18 protein-coding genes are annotated in these 23,420 nt (G+C 68.4%); 6 read left to right on the top strand and 12 right to left on the bottom strand.

The window, feature by feature from the left end:
* Positions 1–16: 16 nt before the first annotated feature.
* From MC380_RS15550 to gspE, 7 genes are all read right to left on the bottom strand, one after another.
* The gene (locus tag MC380_RS15550; protein ID WP_242102744.1) at positions 17–679 is read right to left on the bottom strand and encodes a prepilin-type N-terminal cleavage/methylation domain-containing protein; all 663 of its coding nucleotides are present in this window, start codon (positions 677–679) and stop codon (positions 17–19) included.
* A complete protein-coding gene (locus MC380_RS15555) occupies positions 676–1,098 on the bottom strand; it encodes a prepilin-type N-terminal cleavage/methylation domain-containing protein (protein ID WP_242102743.1) in 423 nt (140 codons plus the stop codon). Before MC380_RS15555 ends, MC380_RS15550 begins: the two co-directional genes overlap by 4 nt.
* Positions 1,095–1,571 carry a GspH/FimT family pseudopilin gene (locus MC380_RS15560; RefSeq protein WP_242102742.1) on the bottom strand — a complete coding sequence of 159 codons (477 nt, stop codon included), beginning with the start codon at positions 1,569–1,571 and terminating at the stop codon, positions 1,095–1,097. Before MC380_RS15560 ends, MC380_RS15555 begins: the two co-directional genes overlap by 4 nt.
* 22 nt (positions 1,572–1,593) lie before the next feature.
* Positions 1,594–1,926: an antibiotic biosynthesis monooxygenase gene (locus MC380_RS15565; RefSeq protein ID WP_242102741.1), complete on the bottom strand. Its 333-nt coding sequence runs from the start codon at positions 1,924–1,926 to the stop codon at positions 1,594–1,596.
* 13 nt (positions 1,927–1,939) lie between these two features.
* Positions 1,940–2,449 carry a type II secretion system protein GspG gene (locus MC380_RS15570; RefSeq protein ID WP_343223591.1) on the bottom strand — a complete coding sequence of 170 codons (510 nt, stop codon included), beginning with the start codon at positions 2,447–2,449 and terminating at the stop codon, positions 1,940–1,942.
* A gap of 93 nt (positions 2,450–2,542) precedes the next feature.
* Positions 2,543–3,760 carry a type II secretion system F family protein gene (locus tag MC380_RS15575; RefSeq protein ID WP_242102740.1) on the bottom strand — a complete coding sequence of 406 codons (1,218 nt, stop codon included), beginning with the start codon at positions 3,758–3,760 and terminating at the stop codon, positions 2,543–2,545.
* 3 nt (positions 3,761–3,763) lie between these two features.
* Entirely contained in the window at positions 3,764–5,467 is a 1,704-nt protein-coding gene (gspE, locus tag MC380_RS15580; RefSeq protein WP_242165946.1) for a type II secretion system ATPase GspE, read from the bottom strand.
* A 259-nt stretch (positions 5,468–5,726) separates the two neighbouring features.
* On the opposite strand from gspE, the gene MC380_RS15585 reads away from it, so the two are divergent.
* Positions 5,727–9,041: a M36 family metallopeptidase gene (locus MC380_RS15585; RefSeq protein WP_242165802.1), complete on the top strand. Its 3,315-nt coding sequence runs from the start codon at positions 5,727–5,729 to the stop codon at positions 9,039–9,041.
* A gap of 115 nt (positions 9,042–9,156) precedes the next feature.
* Positions 9,157–9,474 (top strand): hypothetical protein, encoded by a 318-nt coding sequence (locus MC380_RS15590; RefSeq protein ID WP_242165804.1) that lies wholly within the window; start codon positions 9,157–9,159, stop codon positions 9,472–9,474.
* Between the two features lie 69 nt (positions 9,475–9,543).
* On the opposite strand, the gene purL is transcribed toward MC380_RS15590, so the two are convergent.
* The 3 genes from purL to xerD form a co-directional block, all read right to left on the bottom strand.
* Positions 9,544–13,476 carry a phosphoribosylformylglycinamidine synthase gene (gene purL, locus MC380_RS15595; protein ID WP_242165805.1) on the bottom strand — a complete coding sequence of 1,311 codons (3,933 nt, stop codon included), beginning with the start codon at positions 13,474–13,476 and terminating at the stop codon, positions 9,544–9,546.
* Between the two features lie 88 nt (positions 13,477–13,564).
* Entirely contained in the window at positions 13,565–14,416 is an 852-nt protein-coding gene (locus MC380_RS15600) for a DsbC family protein (RefSeq protein ID WP_242102736.1), read from the bottom strand.
* A 204-nt stretch (positions 14,417–14,620) separates the two neighbouring features.
* Entirely contained in the window at positions 14,621–15,568 is a 948-nt protein-coding gene (gene xerD, locus MC380_RS15605; protein WP_242165948.1) for a site-specific tyrosine recombinase XerD, read from the bottom strand.
* A 69-nt stretch (positions 15,569–15,637) separates the two neighbouring features.
* Here xerD and MC380_RS15610 point away from each other — a divergent pair, with 69 nt between their 5' ends.
* A complete protein-coding gene (locus MC380_RS15610; RefSeq protein WP_242165807.1) occupies positions 15,638–16,108 on the top strand; it encodes an RDD family protein in 471 nt (156 codons plus the stop codon).
* A gap of 56 nt (positions 16,109–16,164) precedes the next feature.
* On the opposite strand, the gene lptG is transcribed toward MC380_RS15610, so the two are convergent.
* Positions 16,165–17,265, bottom strand: coding sequence for an LPS export ABC transporter permease LptG (gene lptG, locus MC380_RS15615; RefSeq protein WP_242165808.1), 1,101 nt, complete (start codon positions 17,263–17,265; stop codon positions 16,165–16,167).
* Between the two features lie 13 nt (positions 17,266–17,278).
* Complete coding sequence (gene lptF / locus MC380_RS15620; RefSeq protein ID WP_242165809.1) at positions 17,279–18,370, bottom strand: LPS export ABC transporter permease LptF; 1,092 nt, start codon at positions 18,368–18,370, stop codon at positions 17,279–17,281.
* Positions 18,371–18,501: 131 nt separating this feature from the next.
* Between lptF and MC380_RS15625 the strand changes: the two genes are divergently transcribed.
* From MC380_RS15625 to MC380_RS15635, 3 genes are all read left to right on the top strand, one after another.
* Entirely contained in the window at positions 18,502–19,980 is a 1,479-nt protein-coding gene (locus MC380_RS15625; protein WP_242165811.1) for a leucyl aminopeptidase, read from the top strand.
* A 124-nt stretch (positions 19,981–20,104) separates the two neighbouring features.
* Positions 20,105–20,527, top strand: a complete 423-nt coding sequence (locus tag MC380_RS15630; RefSeq protein ID WP_242165950.1) for a DNA polymerase III subunit chi — start codon at positions 20,105–20,107, stop codon at positions 20,525–20,527.
* Between the two features lie 90 nt (positions 20,528–20,617).
* Positions 20,618–23,413 carry a valine--tRNA ligase gene (locus tag MC380_RS15635; protein WP_242165813.1) on the top strand — a complete coding sequence of 932 codons (2,796 nt, stop codon included), beginning with the start codon at positions 20,618–20,620 and terminating at the stop codon, positions 23,411–23,413.
* Positions 23,414–23,420: the final 7 nt, after the last annotated feature.

A 23,420-nucleotide genomic window follows, 5' to 3' on the forward strand; every position in this document is an offset into this window, starting at 1 on the left:
TGCGGATACAATCGGCTCACTGCCCCATCCCCGCCATCGCGGTGTAACTGCTCGCCAGCGGCAGGCTCACGATTAGGGCCGGCCAATCGCGCCCGTCGCGGTCGCGCAGCAGCACCTGCACCTGCAGCGGCATGCGTTCGACGTCTTCCCAGGTGTCCTGCCATTCACCGAGCCGGTTGTCGGCAGTCATGGCGCGATAGCGGAAGCGGATTTCGTCCATGTCTTCCACCAACGCCTCCGGGGGTCGCGGCGGGCGTTCGGGCACCAGCGTCCCGGCCTGGACCATGGTCAGCGCGACGGTCAACCGCACGCCTTCGCCCTGGTCCTCGACCGCCAATTCGTGCAGGTGCGGGCCGCCGCGACCCAGATAGTCGGGGGTGTCCGCGACAAAGCGCATGTGCGCCTCATCGCCGATGAAACGCTCCTGCAGCCCGCTGTCGAGGTTGGTGCCGAACAGGATCGGGCGCGCGCCGGCGATGCGCCGGCGCAGGAACCCCTCGACCGCGCGCATGCGTTCGCTGCGCTGGGCCAGGCTCTCGCCGCGCTGGGTCGTGCCGGTCGCCGCACGCAGGCTGGCAAACGCCAGCGCGAGGCCTGCCGCCAACAGCACCGTGGCCAGCAGCACTTCGATCAGGCTGAAGCCGCCCTGCCTGCTGGAAGCGGTCTGGCAAGCCCTCATGGCAGCGCCACGCCCGCGGCGGCATCCGGTGCCACCAGCCTTAGCGACTGCACCTGCAGGCGCTCGCGGGCGCCCTCGCCCCATTGCACCGTCAGTGCCAGCTGCATGAGCTGCGGCGCGGCGAGCTCGACGGGTGCGGCCGCTGGTGCAGTTGGATCGCGATACGGTTGCACATCGAGCACCCAGCGATAGCGGCCCTGCTCGAACTCGCCGTCGCGCCGGCCCGGCTGCAGCACCTCGCCTACGCCGACCTGGTCCAGCAGCGATTGGGCGTGCAGGGCTGCACGACCGGCATCGTCCGCATTGCGCACCTGCCGGGTCGCACCGGACAGGGTCCCCAGCAGCAGGGTCAGGCCGAGGGCAAGCACGCCGAAGGCGACGATCACCTCGATCAGGGTGTAGCCGCGCTGCGCCCTCACCGCCCCACCTCGCCACGGCGCACGGTCACCTCGCCGGTGAGCCATTTGACGTCCACGTTCCAGGCCGCGCGCTTCGCGTTGAGCTGGACACGGCCGCCGGTGGAGGCGCCGTCGGCGAAGAACACGATCGCACCGACGCCCCGCGCCGGCTGTGTTTCGCGCGCACCGGTAAAGACGATGCCCAGGCTTTCGTGGATGCGTCCGCTGCGCTGTTTCGGCGCGGTCCAGGCATGTGCGCGCGGGTCGATGATGAAACGCTGCGGACGACCGGTCGCGATCGCCTGCGCGCGGGTGAAACGCAGCTGCGCGGCCACCTGCTTCGCGGCGGCGCGCAGGCGGATGCCGTCCATGCCCCCGGTCAGCGCGGTCGCGGTCAGCACGCCGACGGCGGCAATCAGCGCCACCACCAGCAGCATCTCCAGCAGCGAAAACCCACGTGGGCCGCGCTGCGCGAAGCGGGAAACCTGGCGCATCCCGTGGCGTCCGGACGCGGCTTCAGGCCGCGCGACGCTGGTTCGGCGTGATGTGCGCGAATGCGGCATCGCCGTACGAGCGGATCACCTGCGACACCACGATGTGGTAGCCCGCGTACCAGCGCGCGTACTGGCGCTTGGCTTCCTGGTGCACGGGATGGGTCGAGAACGCTTTCAGGGTCTCGAGATCATCCCAGTAATAGGTGGCATTACGCCGGGTCGCATCCGGCGCCTGCCACGACTCGACGCCGAGGAATCCCGGCAGCGAACGGGCGACTTCCTCGATCAGCGCGTTGAGCCGATGGAATTCGGCGTCGTAGGTTCCCGGTTCCCAGATGAAGGCTGCGCTGTACATGTGGCGGCCGCCCTTATTCGAGACGGATGTCGGCCGCCACGCTCTCGCCGCCGGCCCTGCGGTCGGCGCCCAGGCTGACGATATCGAACGGGCGACCTTCGCCGGGCATGCGGTATTCCAGCGCGGTGCCCCAGGGATCCTTGAGTTCGGATTCCTTCGCATACGGTCCCAGCCAGCCGGCGCCGGACGAGGACACCAGTTCCTCGAGCGAGTTGGGCAGCCCACCGGTATCCATTTCGAACTGCTGCACCTTCTCGCTCAGCGTCTGCACCTGGGCCCTGGCCAGGTTAACCTTGGCACGATCGCCGCCGCCGAGGATGCGGGTCGCGGCGAAGGCCACGATGCCGCCGATCAGCACCACCACCAGGATGATCTCGATCAGGCTGAAGCCGCCCTGCGAATAACGTCCCGCTGCGACGCGAATTGTGCCGGCGCCACGGCCGACAGGAGTGAATCGGCGACGGTCGTTGCTTTTCAGCGGCTCGGGCCTGGATTCTCGATTCAGGGAACGGGTGCGACGCATGGACAAATCCTTCTGGGTTTTGTGGTCATCTGCTGCTTATTGTGATCGATGGCGGCGACATGAGTTCCTTCAGGCATCGGCGACCCGGCTTCCTCATCCGATGACATTGGTCAGATCGTAGATCGGGGTCAGCACCGCCAGGATGACGACGCCGACGATCATCGCCAGCAACAGCGTCACCACCGGCACCAGCGCCGCCAGCATCCGGTCCAGGGCCAAGCCGGTTTCGGTGTCGAAGGTGTCCGCCGTCTTGAGCAGCATGCTGTCGAGCGCGCCGGATTCCTCGCCGACCTGGATCATCTGCAGCGCCAGGCGCGGGAACACCTTGCTCCTGCCCAGGGCGGTGGACAGGCCGATACCGTTCTTGACCTCGTCCCCGGCCGCCTCGACCGCGTCGGCGAGCACCCGGTTGCCCAGCACGTTGCGGCCGATGCCCAGCGCGGTCAGCAGCGGCACCCCGTTGCGCAGCAGGGTGCCCAGGGTGCGGGCCAGGCGCGCGGTTTCGATCTTGGCCACCAGCGGGCCGGCGAACTTCTGTCGCAGCAGCCATGCGTCCAGGCGCGCGCGGAAGGCGGGATCGCGCCGCTTGCGGTCGAACCACCACAGCGCCAGCGCCGGCAGCACCACCAGCAGGATCCACCAGTCGCGCACGAACAGGCCCAGGTTCACCACGATCTTCGAGAACAGCGGCAGTTCCGCGTCCAAGCTGTCGTACATGGCGGCGAACTGCGGCACCACGAAACCCAGCAGGAACAGCAGCGACAGGCCCACCATCGCCAGCAGGATCACCGGGTAGATCAGCGCATTGATCACCCGCCCGCGCATGGCGCGGCTGCGCTCGAGGTAATCGGCCAGGCGCGCCAGGGTCTCGTGCAGGCTGCCCCCGGCCTCGCCGGCGCGCACCATGTTGATGTAGAGCTTGCTGAAGGTGCCGTGCTGCCGCTCCAGCGCGGTCGACAACGCTGCGCCGCCGCGCACCGCGTCGCGGATGTCGGTGATGGTGCGACGGGCGATCTCGTCTTCCGGCAACTCGAGCAGGATGGTCAGCGCGCGATCCAGCGGTTGTCCTGCACCGAGCAGGGTCGCCAGCTGCTGGGTGAATTGCACCAGGCGCTGGCCCGCGAACGGCTTGGGCTTGAACAGCGCACGCCATGCCGACTCACCGCCCCCCTCGCTCGCCAGCCTGGCTTCGACCGGCAAATGGCCCTGTTCCTGCAGGCGTAGCACCACCTCGCCGTCGCTGCCGGCCTCCATCTGGCCGTCGAGCATCTCGCCGCGTGAGTTCAGCGCCTTGTAGCGGTAGAGGGGCATCGATCAGGCGTCCTCAGTGACCCGCAGCACTTCCTCGATCGTGGTTTCGCCGCGCAGCGCCTTGACGATGCCATCCTCGTACATGGTGCGCATGCCGGCCTTGCGCGCCAGCTGTTCGAGTTCGCCCATGCCCGCGTGGCGCATCACCGCACGCCGCAGTTCGTCGTCCATCACCAGGAATTCGACGATGGTGGTGCGCCCCAGGTAGCCGGTCGGCGACAGCGGCGACGGCCCGGGGCGGTAGAGGTATATCTCGCCCTGCGGCTGGAACCGGCGCAATTCGAACTTTTCGATTTCCTCGGGCGAAGCGGCGTAACGCTGCGCGTGCGTCTGCTCGAGCCGCCGCACCAGGCGCTGCGCCAGGATGCCGTTGACCGTGGAGGTGAGCAGGTAGTCCTCCACGCCCATGTCGAGCATGCGGGTGATGCCGCCGGCGGCGTTGTTGGTGTGCAGGGTGCTTAGCACGAGATGTCCGGTCAGCGCGGACTGGATCGCGATGCGCGCGGTTTCCAGGTCGCGCATCTCGCCGATCATGATGATGTCCGGGTCCTGGCGCACGATGCTGCGCAGCGCATTGGCGAAATCCAGGCCGATCTGCGGCTTGGCCTGGATCTGGTTGATGCCCTCGATCTGGTATTCGACCGGATCCTCGACCGTGATGATCTTGACGCTGGGCGTGTTGAGCTTGCTCAGAGCGGTGTACAGCGTGGTGGTCTTGCCCGAACCGGTCGGCCCGGTCACCAGCAGGATGCCGTGCGGCTGCGCCAGCACGTGCTGGAACTGCGGCAAAAACTCGTCGGTGAAGCCGAGCCTGTGGAAGTCGAACACCACGGTCTCGCGATCGAGCAGGCGCATCACCACCGATTCGCCGTGCGCGGTCGGCACCGTGCTCACGCGCAGGTCGAGCTCCTTGCCCTGCACCCGCAGCATGATCCGGCCGTCCTGCGGCAGACGGCGCTCGGCGATATTGAGCTTGGCCATGATCTTGATGCGGCTGATCACTGCGGCGGTGAGGTTGACCGGCGGGCTCTCGCCCTCCTCCAGCACGCCGTCGATGCGGAAGCGCACCTTCAGCCGGTTCTCGAACGGCTCGATGTGGATGTCCGAGGCGCGCAGTTCCACCGCCCGCTGGATGACCAGGTTGACCAGGCGGATGACCGGAGCTTCCGAGGCCAGGTCGCGCAGATGCTCGACGTCGTCCAGGTCGCCGCCGCCCTCGCCGTCGGCGGTTTCCACGATCGCGCCCATGGCGCTGCGGCCCTGGCCGTACCAGCGTTCGATCAGGTCGTCGATCTCGCTGCGCAGCGCCACCGCGACCTTGGGTGTGCGCTGCGCCGCCAGCTGCACGGCGTCCAGGGCATAGGCATCGTGCGGATCGGCCATCAGCACGCCGACCTCGTGCTCGGTCCATTCGATCGGACACAGGTGGAACTGCTTCAGGAACTTGACCGACAGCGCCACACCTTCGGGCGGCAGGTCGGGTGCGTCCTTGGCGCTGACCAGCGGCAGTTCCAGCACCGCGGCACTGGTTTCGGCATGGTCGCGCTCGGACACCAGTCCCAGGCGCCCGAGCAGGCTCAGCAGGCTGCCGCCGGTTTCCTCCTGCAGGCGACGCGCGCGCTGCAGGTCCGCGTCCTTGAGCCGGCCTTTTTCGAGCAGGGCGGCCACGATGCGCGCGTCGGCGCTGGAATCGATTTCGGCTGGCATGCCGGTGCTGGGCACGACGACTGCGTTCACGCGCCACCTCCGCTGCGGAACGCTGACTTTAACAGGTCGCCCCGGCGCATTCGCCAGCCAAACGCAAACCGCAGCGGGGGCAGGACGGCGCCGCCATGTTGCGGTTTTCGAAACGTGATTCCGGTTGCGCTTCGCGATTACCGATCAGACCGCGTGGCCGCACCATGCTGACGCGTTCGTTTCGCTGGTGTGCAGGGGAGCACGACGAATCGACAAGGGAGATGTTCTGGTGATAACCCGCAACCACGCGCCCCGCAAAGGGGTCACGAATCCGGATGCACGCAAGCGTGCCGGACTCGGCGCCGCCGGCGCCGTATTGATGGCCTCCGGCCTGCTGCTTACCGGCACGGCGTTGACCGCCGGCATCGGACCGGGCGCCCTTAACAAGCGGCCGCTTGCCGCGGCGACGGCCGGCTTCGTGCAGCAGCAGTGGCACTCGATCTTCAACCGCGAGGGGCGGTTCCTGACCAAGCCGTCGGGCCGCACGCCCGAGGCAATCGCATTCGACTACATCCGGCGCAACGCCGCAGCCTTTGCTTTGGCGCCCAACGACGTGCGCACCCTGGTGGTGGAGAGGCACTACACCTCGCCTACAAGTGGCGCGCATTACCTGCGCATCGGGCAACGGATCGAAGGCTTGCGCGTGCACAACGCGTTGATCAACGCGACCATCGATGCCGAAGGCCGCCTGGCGATCATCGGCGGTCGCACCGGCAGCCTGCGCACCAGTGGTCAACCGCGGCTGACCGCGGCCGACGCGCTGCAGCGCGCGGCCGCACTCGGCGGCGCGCGCCTGTCGCTACCGTCGGCCGCGCGTACGCTCGCCAAGGGTACGCATCGCTTCGAAAATACCGCCGCCAAGGGACTGCGCAAGCCGACGCCGCTGGGCGCCGAACTGGTGTGGTTCATCGAGCGCGACCGCAGCCTGCGCCTGGCCTGGCGGACCGACGTCGAGCTCAGCGGCCAGTCCTGGCACGAGACCCTGATCGACGCCGAGAGCGGCGCCACGCTGTCGCGCCAGAGCAACTACGATCATGCGCAGGAGGGCCGGGTCTTCACCGGCCAGCATCCGGACGCCGATCCCACGCGCGAGCTGTCCAGCTTCGCGGGCTGGCTGACCATCGTGCCCGGCGCGACCACGACTTCGGGCAACAACGTCAACGCCTATCAGGACCGCGCCGACAACGACAGCGTGAACTACCAGCCGATCTCGCCCGACGACGAGACCTTCGACTTCGGCTTCACCGACGCCTGGCGCGGGCTGCCCGACGGCACCGACTTCGAGGACATCCCGCAGGCGACCTGGGACGCGGCGATCGCAGCCGACCGCGACGCCACCATCACCCAGCTGTTCCACTACACCAACGACATGCACGATTGGCTGTACGGCTTCGGCTTCGACGAGGCCTCGGGCAACTTCCAGGTCGACAACTTCGGCCTGGGCGGCGCCGACGGCGATCCGGTGCTGGCCGAGGCGCACGATGGCATCGACTTCGGCTGCGTCGACGACGACGTCAATCCACCGGTGGCGATCCGCTGCGCCAACAACGCCAACTTCGGCACCAACGCTGACGGCAGCACCGCGCGCATGCAGATGTACCTGTGGATCCGGCCGAATCGTCCATACCGCGACGGAAGCTTCGACGGCGACGTGATCGCCCACGAGTACGGCCACGGCGTTTCCAACCGCCTGGTGGCGGGCACGCTCAGTGGCGGCACCAACCAGGCCGGCTCGCTCGGCGAGGGCTGGAGCGACACGCTGTCGCTGCTGCGCTGGGGCGACACCACGGTGGGCGAGTACGTCACCGGCAACGCCAACCGCGGCATCCGCAGTTCCGCCTACGACACCCACCCCGACACCTACGGCGACTACAGCACCGGAGTGAACTCGCCGCACCGCAACGGCGAGATCTGGGCGGCGGCGATGTATCTGATCCGCACCCGGCTGGGCCTGAACACCACCACGCAACTGGTGCTCGATGGCATGCGCAGCACCGTCAACGGGCCGACGCCGACGTTCCTCGACGCGCGCAACGGCATCCTCGCCGCGGACATGGTCAACAACGGCAGCGCCAACTTCTGCGCGCTGTGGGCCAGCTTCGCGCAGCGCGGCATGGGCGAGGACGCGGTGTCCAATGGCCTGCATGCGGTGCCGACCGAGGACTTCACCGCGCCGGCGGTGTGCAGTCCGGTGGCCAGCGCCGGCGGACCGTACACCACCGACGAAGGCAGCGACGTGCAGCTGTCGGCGGCCGGCACCACGGCCGGTTCGCATGCCAGCGCCAGCGGCAGCTTCAGCTACGCCTGGGACCTGGACAACGATGGCCAGTACGACGACGCCACCGGCGTCACCGCGGACTTCAGCACCGTCGGGCAGGACGGCATGTTCACCGTCGGCGTGCAGGTCACGGACGAGTTCGGCCTGACCGACACCGCCACCACCACAGTCACCGTGGACAACGTGCTGCCCACGGTCTCGATCGACGCGATCTCACCGATCGACGAGCACGGCACCGTCACCATCTCCGGGACGATCACCGACCCGGGCTGGCTGGAGCCGCTGGCCGCGACCATCGATTTCGACGATGGCGCCGGCGCTGCGGCGCTGACCGGTTCGCTGGAGAACAACCGGCCCGATGCGGTGTTCAGCTTCGAAGTGCAGAAGCAGTACGGCGACAACGGCACCTACGACGTGCAGGTCTGCGGACAGGACCTTGTCGGCGGCGCACCCAATGCGCAGGACGTCTGCTATACCGCGCAGGCGCAGGTGAACAATGTCGATCCGGCCGTGGCGATCCAGACCGGCGCCATGCAGGACTACAACGGCAAGCAGGCCTTCGTGCTTGAGCTCGGCGAATCGCTGGAAGTACCGGGCACGGCGACCGACCCGGGCAGCGACGACCTGACGTTCACCTGGTCCTGGGACGACGGTACGCCGGACGACGTGCAGGTCTCCCTGGTCAACCCGCCGGCGAACGATCCGGCCAAGAGCCCGAGCGTGCAGCCGAGGGACGTCAGCCTGGCGCAGTCGCACCTGTATGCGGACGCCTGCTTGTACCAGATCGGCCTGGGCGTCGCCGACGACGATGGCGGATCGGCCAGCGACGAAGCGGCCGTGGTGGTGACCGGCAACGCCGACCTGTCGATGGGCAGCGGCTGGTGGTTGAACCAGTACCGGCCGAAGCCGCCGAACGACTTCAGCGACGCGCAACTGCAGTGCTACCTGGACATCGTCACGTTCTTCAGCGCGGTATTCGATACGCCGCTGACGCGCGCCGACGCGGCGCAGATCCTGCATGCGCCAGCGAAGGCACCGATCCTGACCGTGTTGCGAGAACAGCTGCTGGCGGCATGGCTGAACTTCGCCAACGGCGCGGTGACGTTCGACACGCCGGTCGACACCGATGGCGACGGCGTGGCCGACACCACCTGGGCAGCGGCGATCCTGACGGCGGAGATGGTGGCCAACAATCCGGCCTCGACCAATGCGCAGGTCAAGGCGCAAAAGGACATCGTCGAAAGGATCGTGCTGCGTGACGAGTAGCGGCACGATGGCGGCGGCGACGGCCTGGATGCTGTCGCTGGCCGCCTGCGCGCCAACCTCTCCACCCGGCGGCCCTCGGGCCGCCGGGACCAATCAGGACAGTGAGGAAACGACGATGCCCACGCCGTCCGCGCCCGGACGCGCCACCGCCGCCTCGCGCCCGCTGCCTGCCGGCCGTTTCGTCACGCGCGCCGACGACGGCCGTGTACTCACGATGCGGGTCGGCGAAACTCGCGAACTGCGCACGCGCGATGCCCTTGCACCCGAGCCAACAGTCGATGGCGAGGCGGTTGAGGCGATCGGGATCGACAACGTCCAGGCCGGAAGCGGTCGCGGCTGGGAACTGCGCGCGGTGCGGCCAGGCCGCAGCCGCATCGCCGTCGCCGGGGCGGAGCCGTTCGCAGTGACGATCGAGGTGTCGCCGGTGCGTTGACGTCAGCATGAAAAAGGGGCCGGCGGACCGGCCCCATCAAGGCCGATCACCGCATTGCACGGCCCGGATTCAGCCCACGAACGCCCGCGCGTTGCGGAACATCCGCATCCAGGGCGAATCCTCGGGCCAGTCCGCCGGATGCCAGCTCAGGTTGGCGCTGCGCGGGGTGCGCTCGGGATGCGGCATGAGGATGCTGACGCGGCCGTCTTCGCTGGCAAGCCCCGCAATGGCATCGGTGGAACCATTGGGGTTGGCCGGATACGAAACCGCCGGCGCGCCATCGCCCTGTACGTAGCGCAGCGCGACGCGGGCGGCGGCGGCATCGGCCGGCGACGCGAACACCGCACGGCCCTCACCGTGCGCGATCGCGACCGGAATCCGCGAGCCGGCCATGCCCTGGAAGAACAGCGACGGGGAATCCACGACTTCCAGCATGCCGAAGCGCGCCTCGAACTGTTCGCTGGCATTGCGCAGGAAATCCGGAAAGTGGTCCGCGCCTGGAATGATGTCCTTCAACTGCGACAGCATCTGGCAGCCGTTGCACACGCCCAGCGCAAAACTCTCGCCGCGGGCGAAGAATTCGGCGAAGGCGTCGCGCAGGGCGCTGCGTTCCAGGATCGAGGTCGCCCAGCCGCGGCCCGCGCCGAGCACGTCGCCATAGCTGAAGCCGCCGCAGGCGGCGAAGCCGGCGAAATCCTTGAGCTGCACGCGCCCGCCGATCAGATCGCTCATGTGCACGTCGAAGGCATCGAAGCCTGCGCGGTCGAAGGCCGAGGCCATCTCGATCTGCCCGTTGACGCCCTGCTCGCGCAGGATCGCGACCCGGGGCCGTGCGCCGCGGGCGATGAACGGCGCGGCGATGTCCGCGGCCGGGTCGAACGTCAGCTTCGGCTTCAGCCCCGGCGCATCGAAGCGCCGCGCGGCTGCGCGCTCGGCATCCGCGCTGTCCGGATTGTCGCGCAGCCGCTGCATCGCATGTGTCACCGACCACCAAGCGTCGAACAGCTCTTCCCAGCGCCACTCGACGATCGGCTCGCCCTCGTTGAGCACGCGGATCGCCGGCGCGGTGGTCGGGCGCGCGATGCGCTGCGCGCATTCCACCAGGCCATGGCGCGAGACCAGGTCGGCGAATTCGGCACGATCCTCGGCCGCGATCTGCACGATCGCACCGAGTTCTTCGTTGAACAGCGCGCGGAATGCATCCTCGCCGCCGTCGTCGCCCCAGCCTTCCAGGCCGATGTCCAGGCCCACGCGCGAGGTGAACGCCATCTCGCACAGCGCGGCAAAGGCGCCGCCGTCGGAACGGTCGTGGTAGGCGCGCAGGATGCCGGCTTCGCGGGCATCGCGGATCAGCTCGAAGAAGGCCCGCAGCCGCTGCGGATCGTCCAGGTCGGGCACGTCGGACACGTCGTGCGGCGGCCGCTGCACCCCGAAGCCGCCGTAGCACTGGGTCAGGATCGATCCGCCCATGCGTCGGCGCCCTGCGCCCAGACCGATCAGCCACAGCTCGCTGTCTTCCTCGCGAGCAAGCAATGGCGTGAGCTGGGCGCGCGTGTCGGCGACGGGTGCGAACGCGGAGACGATCAGCGAAACAGGAGACACGCTTTTCTGCGCGACCCCGTCGGCCTGCCACTGCGCCTGCATCGACAGCGAGTCCTTGCCCACCGGGATGCTGAGCTCGAGCTCGGGACACAGCTCCATGCCCACGGCCTTCACGGCGTCGAAGAGCCGGGCATCCTCGCCCGGGTGCGATGCGGCGGCCATCCAGTTGGCCGAAAGCTTGATCGTGTCCAGCGCACCGAGCGGCGCGGCGCACAGGTTGGTGATGGCCTCGCCCACAGCCATGCGCGCGGCGGCCGCGGAGTCGATCAGCGCCAGCGGCGTGCGCTCGCCGATGGCCATGGCCTCGCCCGCATAGCCGTCGAATCCGCTGAGCGTGATCGCGCAATCGGCCACCGGCATCTGCCACGGACCCACCATCTGGTCGCGCGCGGTCAGTCCGCCCACGCTGCGATCGCCGATGGTGACCAGGAAGGATTTCGCCGCAACGGTGGGATGCGCGAGCACCCTGAGCCCGGCTTCGTGCAGCGACAGCGCGGCCGTGTCGATGTCGGGCCAGCGATGCGCCGGCAGGGGCTGGGTGTCGCGGTGCATCTTCGGCGGCTTGCCGAACAGCACGTCCATTGGCAGGTCGATCGCATAACGCACGCCCTCCCCCGCCTGGGAATGGGGAACCGCGCCATAGCCGACCACCAGCCGCTCTTCCGCCGTTGCCGTGCCGACGACCGCGAACGGGCAGCGTTCGCGCATGCAGATCGCTTCGAACTCCGCCAGCCGCCCCTGCGGGACACCCAGCACGTAGCGCTCCTGCGACTCGTTGCACCACAATTGCATCGGCGACAGCGAAGGATCGTCGCTGGGCACGCGGTCCAGGTCGATTACGCCGCCGACGCCGGAATCGTGCAGCAGTTCGGGAATCGCGTTCGACAATCCACCGGCGCCGACGTCGTGCACGCTCATGATCGGGTTGTCCAGCCCCAGGGCCACGCAGCGGTCGATCACTTCCTGGCAACGCCGCTCCATTTCCGGGTTGTCGCGCTGCACGCTGGCGAAGTCCAGGTCTTCGGCGCTGTCGCCGGATGCCACCGAGCTGGCGGCGCCGCCGCCCAGCCCGATCAGCATCGCCGGGCCGCCGAGCACGATCACCGCGTCGCCCGGCGCCAGCTTGCGCTTGTCCACCTGGATGCGATCCACCGCGCCCAGGCCACCGGCCAGCATAATCGGCTTGTCGTAGGCGCGGGCCAGTCCGTCGCCCTCGGCGAGTTCGAAACTCCGGAAGTAACCGTTGAGGTTGGGGCGCCCGAACTCGTTGTTGAACGCGGCCGCACCGATCGGGCCGTCGAGCATGATCTCCAGCGCAGGCGCCATGCGCGGATTCAACACACGCTCGCCTTCCCATGGCTGGGGAAGTGTGGGGATACGCAGATGCGAGACGGAGAATCCGCACAGGCCGGCCTTGGGCTTGCCGCCGCGGCCGGTCGCGCCCTCGTCGCGGATCTCGCCGCCCGCACCGGTGGATGCGCCCGGAAACGGCGCGATCGCGGTCGGGTGGTTGTGGGTCTCGACCTTGATGCAGAACGCCGAAGGCGTCTCGCCTTCGGCGCGATAGCGCAATGTCGCCGGATCCGAGCGGAAGCGGCGTGCGGGCAGGCCTTCCACCACCGCCGCGTTGTCGCTGTACGCCGAGAGCGTGTGCTGCGGGGTGCGCGCGTGGGTGTGCTTGATCATCCGGAACAGCGATTGCGACCCGCCGCTGTGGAGCATGTCGCGGCCGTCGATGGTCCAACTGGCGTTGAAGATCTTGTGCCGGCAGTGCTCGGAATTGGCCTGCGCGAACATCATCAGCTCGACGTCGTGCGGGTCGCGCCCGAGCTCGGTATAGCGCGCGCGCAGGTATTCGATCTCGTCGTCGGCCAGCGCCAGGCCCAGTCGGACATTGGCCTGTTCGAGCGTTGCCAGCGGGATGACTTCCAGCGCACCGCGTCGCGGGGTCTGGAACAGCGCAGCCGCGGCCTCGCGGCTGTCGAGCAGCGACTGGGTCATCGGATCGTGCAGCAGGCGCGCCAGCGCCCCTGAAAGTGCCGCATCCGGAGCGTCAGGCCAGCCGAGCAGGTCGACGCGCGTCCCGCGTTCCACCCGCCGCACCGGCAGGCCGGCCCCGTGCAACAGCTCGGTGGCCTTGCTCGCCCAGGGCGAGATGGTGCCCAGGCGGGGAACGACGAAGCGCGAGACGGCACCCCCGGCGGCGGCCTCCACGGCCGTGCCGGCCTGGAGGATCCGCGCGAGGGCGTCGAGGTCCACCTGCGCACCCGGCTCGGGTTCGACCCAGTAGGTGAACCGCGTTTCGGCGATGCGCAGGGCGGGATGGATCTGCCGGAGGCGGGCTTCAAGCCGTTCACGGCGGAACGGCGACAGGGCCGGCTGGCCCTCGAGGACGATCATGTCCGAAGGGGAACCACGAAACACGGGGATGCAATTGTAGCGAAGCCGCCCGCGGGCGGCTTCGTTCCGGCGGGGTCCCCGGGCAGGATCAGCTGCCGGTGGCGGCGGTCTTCGGCGCGGAATCGGCCGCGTGCGCGTCCAGGGCCGCACGCAGGTCTGCGGCGGGAATGTAGCCGCCCAGCTGGGTGCCGTCTTCGGCCAGGATCATCGGGGTGCCGGTCAGGCCGGCGCGCTGGCCCAGGTTGTACTGCATGGCGACGGGGTTCTTGCAGCTGGCCTTGGCCACCTTGCGGTCGTTCTTGGCGTCGGTCAGTGCCTTGTTGCGGTCCTTGGCGCACCACACCGCCTCCATCTTCCTGAAGTCGTCGCTGGCCAGCCCCATGCGCGGGAATGCGACGTATTCCACGGCGATACCCTGCTTGTTGTACTGCGCGATCTCGCTGTGCAGCTTGCGGCAGTAGCCGCATTCCACGTCGGTGAACACGACCACGCTGTACTTGGGGTTCGGCGGCGCGAACACGATGCGGTCGGCCGCCGGGATCGTCCTGATCAGGTCGCGGCGCAGCGTCGCCATGGCCTCCTCGCCCAGGTTCTTCTTCGCCTCGATGTCGTACAGGGTGCCCTGCAGCAGGTACTTGCCGTCATTGCTGACGTAGACGACCTGGCCGGCGACGATCGCCTGCTGGAAACCCGGCACCGGCGCATCCGTGATCTGCTCCGGGGCGATGTCCTGGTTCACGCGCTTGAGCGCCTGCAGGGCACGGGCGGCAGGGGTGCCGGCGGCGATCTTGAGCTCGGGGGCGGCCGGCGCGTTCACCCGCGGCTGATCGGTGGCGGTCTTGGCGGATTGCGCCTGACTTCCGGCCGGCAGGGTCGATTGGGCGCAGGCGGACAGGCTGGCGCCGGTCAGCAGCAGAGACAACAACAGTCTGTAGGTCATGCGGATTCCGTGGCTCGGCGGCAGGGGCGGTTCGACCCGGTCGCCTGTCGAAGGTTCCACGATTCTCGCATGCGCGTTGTGACGCACCGGCTCGCAATGGCTGAACGGCGGAACCGGGCCGGCAAGCGGCAGTGCCGGATCGGATTCAGGGCAGCGGCCCGACGGCTGATGAGCAGCTGTCGCTCGCCGCGGGCGGCGAACCGCTCAACCACGTGGATGGTGCTTTGCGTGGAGTCGTTTCAATTGTTCGCGAGCGACCAGGGTATAGATCTGGGTCGTCGACAGCGAGGCATGGCCGAGCAGCATCTGCAGCGCGCGCAGGTCGGCGCCATGGTTGAGCAGATGGGTGGCGAAGCTGTGCCGCAGTCCATGCGGACTGATCCGCCTGGGATCGATCCCGGCCACGGCGGCGTAGCGCTTGACCAGATGCCAGAACAGTTGCCGCGTCGGCGCCATACCTTGCCGTGTGAGGAACAGCGCCGCCGGGCTGCGCTTGGCGGCCAGCTGCGGGCGCGCCTGGTCCAGATAGCGCTGCAGCCAGTGCTGAGCTTCCTCCCCCAGCGGCACCAGCCGCTCCTTGCCGCCCTTGCCCTGCACGCGCAGAACCCCCTGGCGAAGGTTGAGCCCGGTCGCCGGCACTTCGACCAGTTCGCTCACGCGCAGGCCGGCGGCATACATCAGCTCAAGCATCGCCCGGTCGCGCAGGCCTTCGGCCGAAGCGATGTCGGGCGCGCCCAGCACGCCCTCGATCTCGCTTTCCGACAGCGCCTTGGGCAGCGAGCGCGGCAGCTTGGGCGGCTCCAGCAGTGCGGTGGGATCGTCCGGCCGCTCGCCGCGGCGCACGCGCAGCCCATAGAACGCGCGCAGGGCCGACAGCAGGCGTGCATTGCTGCGCGGCGAATAGCCGTGCCGGGTGCGCCAGGCGAGGTAGTCGAACAGGCCTGCGCGGTCGGCTGCACCGACGCCGCCGCCGGCGCCGTCGCGCCATCGCGCCAACCCTTCCAGGTCGCGCCGGTAGCTGGCCAGGGTCTGCTTGGCCGCGCCGTGCTCGGCCCAGTAGGCATCAAGGAATTGCTCGATCGCGCGCGCGTCCGCATCGCGCAGCGGCGGCAACTGCATCGCAAGCTGACGGCGTTCGGCTGGGCTGGGCATGACGGAACAATAGTGCACGCCGCTTTCGCCGTAACCGACATCGCCGCGCACAGCTCTATCCTAGTGCGGATGGACACCGTCGCCGCCAACATTCCCCGACCCCGCGCACTCGTCGGCTGGCGCCTGCTCGCCCTGGTCTACGACGCCCTGCCCGTGCTCGCCCTGTGGCTACTGGTGGGCGCGGCGTTCACGCTCGGGTACGTCGTATCCGGGCACCCGCCACGCGAGAACATCGCGCCGCTCAGCGCACTGCAATGGCTGGCCTGGTTGTGCTGCTGGATCGTGACCGGCGCATACGCGGTACTGAGCTGGCGGCGCGGCGGCCAGACCCTGGGCATGCGGCCCTGGCGGCTGCGGGTGACCGATGCGCAAGGCAACCCCGCCTCCACGCGTGCGCTGGTGCAGCGCTATGCGCTGGGCACGGTCTCGCTGCTGGCGGCCGGAGCGGGCTTCTGGTGGGCCTGGTTCGACCGTGACCGGCTGACGCTGCACGATCGCGTCAGCGCCACGCGCATGATCCGGATGCCGAAGCAGGCATAGCGCGCTGCGCACGTTGTCATCCCAGTTGCGTGCGCGTCCCGTGCGCGCGATGCAGGCTAACCGCTGCGCCTGCGGAACAGATAGGCCGAAATTCCCAGCATCAGCGCCGGCGGGATCATGTAGGCCACGCGGAAGTCGAACTTGTACACCGCCGCGAGCTTCACGAACTGGGTCTGCAGCAGCCAGAACGCGAGCGAGAACACGATGCCGACGAACAGGCGCTTGCCCAGGCCGCCGCTGCGCAGCGTGCCGAACGCGAACGGGATCGCCGCCAGGCACAGGGCGAGCACGTTGACCGGGTAGAACCAGCGACCCCAGTAGTGCTCCTCGTACTCGGCCGCATCCAGGCCGTTGCGCATGCGGTAGTCGATGCTGCTCTTCAGGGCCATGGCGGTCAGGTAGCGCGGACGCGCCACGCTGGCCGCCAACGCCGCCGGATCGAGCTTGGATTCCCAGCGCTCCTCGGCCACGTCGGTCTGGTTGACCGCCCTGGCCTCGAAATAGGTGCGCCTGACGTCGCGCAGCAGCCATCCGCCGGGGCGGTGTTCGGCGACGCCTGCGCGGGCGATCGACTCCAGGCGCCCGGCATCGTCGAACTCGTACAGGCGCACATCGCGCAGTTCCAGCCATCGCTGGTCGCCGTCGCTCTTCTCCTGTCCGGTCTGGGCATTGAGGAAGGTATCGCCCTCGCGCGCCCACAGCCCCGAATACTGGGCCACGATCATGTCCTTCGACTTGGCCGAGGCCTTGATGCCGTCGGCGCGCTTCTGCGCCCATGGCGCCAGGGTTTCGCCGTTGACCACCATCAGTACGGTCAACAGCGCCAGCGTCGCCGCCACCGCAATGCTCAGACGGCGCCGGGACAGCCCCAGCGCGCGCAGCGCGGTGAGTTCGGAAGTGGCCGCCAGCTGGCCCAGCCCCATCAGCGATCCGATCACTGCCGCAGTGGGAAACAGCATGTATGCACGCCGTGGCAGGGTGTAGACCACGTTGGTCAGTGCAGTGGCGAAGTCGTAATTGCCTTTGCCGATGTCGCTGAATTCGGTCACCAGCGCCATCAGCGCATCCAGGCCGATCAGCACCGACCAGGTGAGCAGCACCGTGCCGAGCATCACCCGGCCCACGTACAGGTCGTGGATCTTGGGGAATGGTTTCATGAGAGCGAGGCCTTCATCGGCGCGCCTTCGCCAGGCGCGGGCGCCGCATCTGCCCGTCCTTGAAATACAGCCACAGCGCGGTGCCCAACAGCGGCAACACCAGCCACCACAGCCCCAGCGCCAGCGGGACCTTGCCTTCGGCGAGCCAGTCGGTGCCCAGCAGCATCAGGTTCATGCCGAAGATGTAGGCCAGGAAGCCGACCAGGATGCGGCCGTAGCGCGCCTGCCGTGGCGAGCTGCGCGCCAGCGGAATCGCCAGCAGCGCGAAGGCCAGAGCCAGCAGCGGCGGCGCGATCCGGCGATGGATCTGCGCGGTCGCCTCGGGACGCACATCGCCCAGCAGCGAGAGCGTCGGCAGCGCCTCGGGGTCGTCCTCTTCGCGCTCCTCTTCGCCTTCCGGCAGGCGCAGGTCGTTGCTCGCGTAGCGCATCAGGCGGAAGTCGCGCCCCTCGTCCATCGGCCCTTCGACCCGGAAGCCGTTGTCGAGGGTGAGGTAGCGCTCGCTGCTGCTCTCGAAGCTCATGTGCCCGCTGTTGGCGGTGGTGACATCGAGCCGGTCGCCATCCTGGCGGTACACGAAGATCCTGCTCAGGCGGGTGCCATCGTTGGACATCGAGCCGACGTAGACCACGCCGTCGCCCCCGGGCAGTTCGGTAAACCGCCCAGGCTCCAGTCCTGCGACCATCAGGGTGCGGTTGGCCGCGACGATCATCGCGTCGGAGGTCCGCTGCGCCCAGGGCCCCAGCCACAGCGAGCAGGCGCCGATCACCAGCACCACCGGCAGGACCAGCAGCAGCAGGGGCTTGAGCATCCGACCGGGACCGACCCCGATCGAGGTCAGCACCGGCATCTCCGAATCCCGGTACAGGCGCCCCATCGCCAGCAGCAGCCCCAGCATCATGCCCAGCGGCAGGATCAGCGGCAGGTAGCGGATCACCTGCAATCCGAGCTGGGACAGCATCATCGCCGCGGGCACCCGGCCACGGGCGATGTCGCCGAGCACGTCGGCGAACACGCCGCCCAGGCTGACCATGAGCAGCACCACCAGCGCCGCGAACGTCGCCTGGGCGAATTCGCGGAACAGGTATCGGTCAAGCTGCTGCATCGTGGCTCGGCAAGGTGGGACCGGTGAGCGGCTGCGGATCGGGGGACTAGCGGGTGCTTTAGACTTGCAGATCGCGTCGACGGCGCTGCGAGGCGCCGTCGTCTGACCCAACAGTGTACGGAATCTGGTCGATGGCCCTCGAATTCACCCTGAACCAAGGCAACCCGGCACAGGCGCTGCTCGATTGCGTGGTGGTCGGCATCCATGCCGACAAGACGCTCACGCCCGGCGCCAAGGCCATCGACGCGGCCAGCGGCGGGAAGCTGTCCGCACTGCTCGAGCGCGGCGACATCGGCGGCAAGACCGGCGTCACCACGCTGCTGCACGACCTGCCGGGCGTGACCGCGCCGCGGGTGCTCGTCGTCGGCCTGGGCGAAGCGGGCAAGTTTGGCGTACCGCAGTACCTCAAGGCGGTGGGCGACGCCGCGCGCGCGCTCAGGAACGGTCCGGTCTCCACCGCCCTGTTCACCCTGAGCGAACTGGCGGTCGAAGGCCGCGATGCCGCATGGAACATCCGCAGCGCCGCCGTCGCCGCCGATCACGCCTGCTACCGCTACCTGGCCACGCTGGGCGAGAAGAACAAGAAGCGCAGCGAAACCGGGCTGAAGGCGTTCGCGATCCAGGGCGACGACGCCAGCGCGCTCGCCCAGGGCAAGTCGATTGCTGCCGGCGTGCAGTTCGCGCGCGAACTGGGCAACCTGCCGCCGAACGTCTGCAACCCCGCCTACCTCGCGCAGCAGGCGCAGGAATTCGCCGCACGCTTCGCCAAGGCCGAATGCGAGGTGCTCGAGCGCGACGACATGGCCCAGCTGGGCATGGGATCGCTGCTGGCGGTCGCGCAAGGGTCGGCGAACCCGCCCAAGCTGATCGTCCTGAAGTGGAACAACGGCGGCGACGCCAAGCCCTACGTGCTGGTCGGCAAGGGCATCACCTTCGATACCGGCGGCATCAACCTCAAGACCCAGGGCGGGATCGAGGAGATGAAGTACGACATGTGCGGCGCCGCCAACGTGATGGGCGCGTTCGTCGCCGCCGTGGGCATGCAGCTGCCGATCAACCTGGTGGTGATCGCAGCCGCGGTCGAAAACATGCCCGACGGCAACAGCTACCGCCCCAGCGACGTGATCACCAGCATGTCGGGCAAGACCATCGAGGTCGGCAACACCGATGCCGAGGGCCGGCTGATCCTGTGCGACGCGCTGACCTACGCGCAGCGCTTCGAGCCGCAGGCGCTGCTGGACGTGGCGACGCTGACCGGCGCCTGCGTCATCGCGCTGGGCAAGTTCGCGACCGGCGTGATGAGCAAGCACCAGGATCTGGCAGCCGAACTCATCGCCGCCGGCGAAACCACCTTCGACCGCGGCTGGCAGCTGCCGCTGTGGGACGAATACCAGAGCCTGCTCAATTCGAACTTCGCCGATGTCTACAACATCGGCGGCCGCTGGGCTGGCGCGATCACCGCCGGCTGCTTCCTGTCGCGGTTCACCGAAGGCCAGCGCTGGGCGCATCTGGACATTGCCGGAGTCGCCAACGGCGACGGCAAGATGGGCATGGCGACCGGCCGCCCGGTCGGCCTGCTGGCGCAGTGGCTGATGGATCGGGCCGCCTGATGACCCTTCGACTTCGCGCCTGCGGCGCTACGCTCAGGGCGAACGGAACACCAATCTTCCCGATCGTGCCGAGCGCAGCGCTGCGTGACGCGCAGCGCGAAGTCGAGGCACAACCCCGTTGACCATGTCTCGCGCCGACTTCTACCTGATCGCCAAGCCCCGCTTCCGCAGCGAACCGCTGCGGCTGGTGTGCGAGCTGGCGAAGAAGGCCTACGAGGCGAACCTGCCGCTGCTGGTGCTTGCGCGCGACACGGCGCAGGCCGAGGCGCTGGACGACCTGCTCTGGGACATGGGCGACGATGTCTATCTCCCGCACCAGATCGCCGGCGGCGAAGAGGACGACGAGGCACTCGTGCTGATCGCGCCGCCCGAGGCCGACGCTCCGCTCAGGCCGCTGGTGATCAACCTGCGCGACGCCGCGGTGGAAGGCGCCTTCGAGCGCGTGCTCGAAGTGGTGCCGGCCGACGACGACGCGCGCGAGCCCCTGCGCGAACGCTGGAAGCAGTACAAGGCGCGCGGGATGGAAGTGAACAAACACGACATGTAGCAGCGCCGCTTGGGCGCGACCGCCGCGCTACCGGTTGCGCCGAAGCGGCGCTCCTACGAATTCCCCAATCAGACTCCGCAACGCAACCCGATGTCCAACCTCGCCCCCAGCTACGACCCGAGTTCCTTCGAAGCCCGCCTCTACACCGAGTGGGAAGGCGCCGGCGTGTTCGCGCCGCGGGGCGACGGGCCGACCTACACCATCCTGCTGCCCCCGCCCAACGTGACCGGCACGCTGCACATGGGCCACGCGTTCCAGCACACCCTGCAGGATGCGCTGATCCGCTATCACCGCATGCGCGGCGATCGCACCCTGTGGCAGATGGGGACCGACCACGCGGGCATCGCCACCGAGATGGTGGTCGGCCGCAACCTGGCGATCGAGGGCAAGGGCGAAACGCGCGACTCGCTGGGCCGCGAGAAATTCATCGGGAAAGTGTGGGAGTGGAAACAGCAGTCCGGCGACACCATCGAGCGCCAGATGCGCCGCCTCGGCGCCAGCGGCGACTGGTCGCGCAGCATGTTCACCATGGATCCGATGGCCTCGCAGGCCGTCGCCGAAGCGTTCGTGCGACTGTACGAGCAGGGCCTGATCTATCGCGGCCAACGGCTGGTCAACTGGGATCCGGTGCTCCAGACCGCGATCTCCGACCTGGAAGTGGTGAGCGAGGAAGAGGACGGCGTCCTGTGGTCGATTGCGTATCCGCTCAGCGACGGCAGCGGCTCGCTCACCGTGGCGACGACGCGTCCGGAAACCATGCTCGGCGACACCGCGGTGATGGTGCATCCGCATGACGAGCGCTACGCGCACCTGATCGGCAAGACCATCACCCTGCCGCTGACCGGCCGCACGATCCCGGTGATCGCGGACGACTACGTCGATCGGGAATTCGGCACCGGCGTGGTCAAGGTCACTCCCGCGCACGATTTCAACGACTACGCGGTGGGTCAGCGCCACCGGCTGCCGCTGATCAACCTGTTCAACGACGACGCCACGATCAACGACAACGCGCCGGAACGCTACCGCGGCCTGGACCGGTTCGAGGCGCGCAAGACGGTGCTGGCCGACCTCGAGGCGCAGGGCCTGCTGGTCGAGGCCAGGCCGCACAAACTGCAGGTGCCGCGTGGCGACCGCACTGGCCAGGTGATCGAACCGTATCTGACCGATCAGTGGTTCGTGAAGATGGACGGACTGGCCAGGCGCGGCCTGGAACTGGTCCAGGGCGTCGACGGCGTGGCGGGCCAGGTGCGCTTCGTCCCGCCGAACTGGCTCAGCACCTACCGCCACTGGATGGAGAACATCCAGGACTGGTGCATCAGCCGCCAGCTGTGGTGGGGACACCGGATTCCCGCATGGTTCGACGACGCCGGCAATGCCTACGTCGCGCGCAGCGAGGACGAAGCACGGCAGCAGGCAGTGGCCCGCGGCCACGGCGGCTCCGCCCTGCGCCAGGACGCGGATGTGCTCGAAACCTGGTTCTCGTCGGCGCTGTTCCCGTTCTCGACCATGGGCTGGCCCGATCCGCAGGCGATGGCCGAACGCGGTTTCGAGCATTTCCTGCCGACCAGCGTGCTGGTCACCGGTTTCGACATCATCTTCTTCTGGGTCGCGCGGATGATCGTGATGACCGATGCGCTGGTCGGCAAGGTGCCGTTCAAGGACGTGTACATCACCGGCCTGGTGCGCGACAAGGACGGCCAGAAGATGTCCAAGTCCAAGGGCAACATCCTCGACCCGCTGGACATCATCGACGGCATCAGCGCCGACGCCCTGGTGGCCAAGCGCACGACCGGACTGATGCAGCCGAAGATGGCCGGCAAGATCGAGAAGGCCACGCGCAAGGAGTTCCCCGACGGCATCGCCGCACATGGCGCCGATCCGCTGCGCTTCACCATGGCTGCGCTTGCCGGCCCGGGGCGCGACATCAAGTTCGACCTCGGTCGCGCCGAGGGCTACAAGAATTTCTGCAACAAGCTGTGGAACGCAACCCGGTTCGTGCTGATGAACACCGAGGGCTACAACGCCACCGGCATGCCCGAGCCGAAGACCGATGCGGAGAAATGGATCCTGGCGCGCCTGGCGAAGGCTGCGACCGAGGCCGAAACCCATTTCGCCGCGTATCGCTTCGACCTGCTGGCCCAGTCGCTGTACGAGTTTGCGTGGAACGAGTTCTGCGACTGGTTCGTCGAACTCGCCAAGCCCGCGCTCGCCGGCGACGACACCGCAGCCGCCGACAGCACCCGCCACACCCTGCTGTACGTGCTCGAGGCGCTGCTGCGCCTGTTGCACCCGCTGATCCCCTTCGTCACCGAGGAACTGTGGCGGCAGGTCGCGCCCAGGCTGGGCATCGCCGGCGACACGATCTCGCTGCAGCCCTATCCGCAGGCGCTGGACATCAGCACGCGTGACTACCTGCGCGCGGAAGCCGACGTCGAGTGGCTCAAGACCATGGTCACCGCCGTGCGCCGCATCCGCAGCGAACTGGGCGTGTCGCCTTCGAAGCAGGTGCCGCTACTGGTGCAAGGTGGCAGCGGTGACGACGCCGCACGCCTCGAACGCTTCGCTTCGCAGCTGCAGTCGGTCAACCGCCTGGCCTCGATCGACACCCTGCAGGGCGAACCGCCGCCGGCCGCGGCCGGCCTGGTCGGCGAGCTGAAGCTGTTCGTGCCGCTCGAAGGCCTGGTCGACCTGGATGCGGAGCGCGCCCGCCTGGACAAGGAGCTCAAGCGGGTCGAGGCGGAACGGACCAAGTCGCGCAACAAGCTGGCCAGCGAGACCTTCGTGCAGAACGCGCCGGGGCCGGTGGTGGAACAGGAGCGCCAACGCCTGGCCGACTGGACCGCACAGAGCGAGGCGCTCGCCGCGCAGCGTACGCGGCTGGGCTGAGGTTCCG

It is taken from the genome of Lysobacter sp. M15, from assembly GCF_022662515.1.
Taxonomy (GTDB): domain Bacteria; phylum Pseudomonadota; class Gammaproteobacteria; order Xanthomonadales; family Xanthomonadaceae; genus JAKPBU01.

Coding starts and splice junctions, on each gene's coding strand:
- MC380_RS15550 (WP_242102744.1), bottom strand. CDS start 679: ATGAGGGCTTGCCAGACCGCTTCCAGCAGGCAGGGCGGCTTCAGCCTG.
- MC380_RS15560 (WP_242102742.1), bottom strand. CDS start 1,571: ATGCGCCAGGTTTCCCGCTTCGCGCAGCGCGGCCCACGTGGGTTTTCG.
- MC380_RS15565 (WP_242102741.1), bottom strand. CDS start 1,926: ATGTACAGCGCAGCCTTCATCTGGGAACCGGGAACCTACGACGCCGAA.
- MC380_RS15570 (WP_343223591.1), bottom strand. CDS start 2,449: ATGCGTCGCACCCGTTCCCTGAATCGAGAATCCAGGCCCGAGCCGCTG.
- MC380_RS15575 (WP_242102740.1), bottom strand. CDS start 3,760: ATGCCCCTCTACCGCTACAAGGCGCTGAACTCACGCGGCGAGATGCTC.
- gspE (WP_242165946.1), bottom strand. CDS start 5,467: ATGCCAGCCGAAATCGATTCCAGCGCCGACGCGCGCATCGTGGCCGCC.
- MC380_RS15590 (WP_242165804.1), top strand. CDS start 9,157: ATGCCCACGCCGTCCGCGCCCGGACGCGCCACCGCCGCCTCGCGCCCG.
- purL (WP_242165805.1), bottom strand. CDS start 13,476: ATGATCGTCCTCGAGGGCCAGCCGGCCCTGTCGCCGTTCCGCCGTGAA.
- MC380_RS15600 (WP_242102736.1), bottom strand. CDS start 14,416: ATGACCTACAGACTGTTGTTGTCTCTGCTGCTGACCGGCGCCAGCCTG.
- xerD (WP_242165948.1), bottom strand. CDS start 15,568: ATGCCCAGCCCAGCCGAACGCCGTCAGCTTGCGATGCAGTTGCCGCCG.
- MC380_RS15610 (WP_242165807.1), top strand. CDS start 15,638: ATGGACACCGTCGCCGCCAACATTCCCCGACCCCGCGCACTCGTCGGC.
- lptG (WP_242165808.1), bottom strand. CDS start 17,265: ATGAAACCATTCCCCAAGATCCACGACCTGTACGTGGGCCGGGTGATG.
- lptF (WP_242165809.1), bottom strand. CDS start 18,370: ATGCAGCAGCTTGACCGATACCTGTTCCGCGAATTCGCCCAGGCGACG.
- MC380_RS15625 (WP_242165811.1), top strand. CDS start 18,502: ATGGCCCTCGAATTCACCCTGAACCAAGGCAACCCGGCACAGGCGCTG.
- MC380_RS15630 (WP_242165950.1), top strand. CDS start 20,105: ATGTCTCGCGCCGACTTCTACCTGATCGCCAAGCCCCGCTTCCGCAGC.
- MC380_RS15635 (WP_242165813.1), top strand. CDS start 20,618: ATGTCCAACCTCGCCCCCAGCTACGACCCGAGTTCCTTCGAAGCCCGC.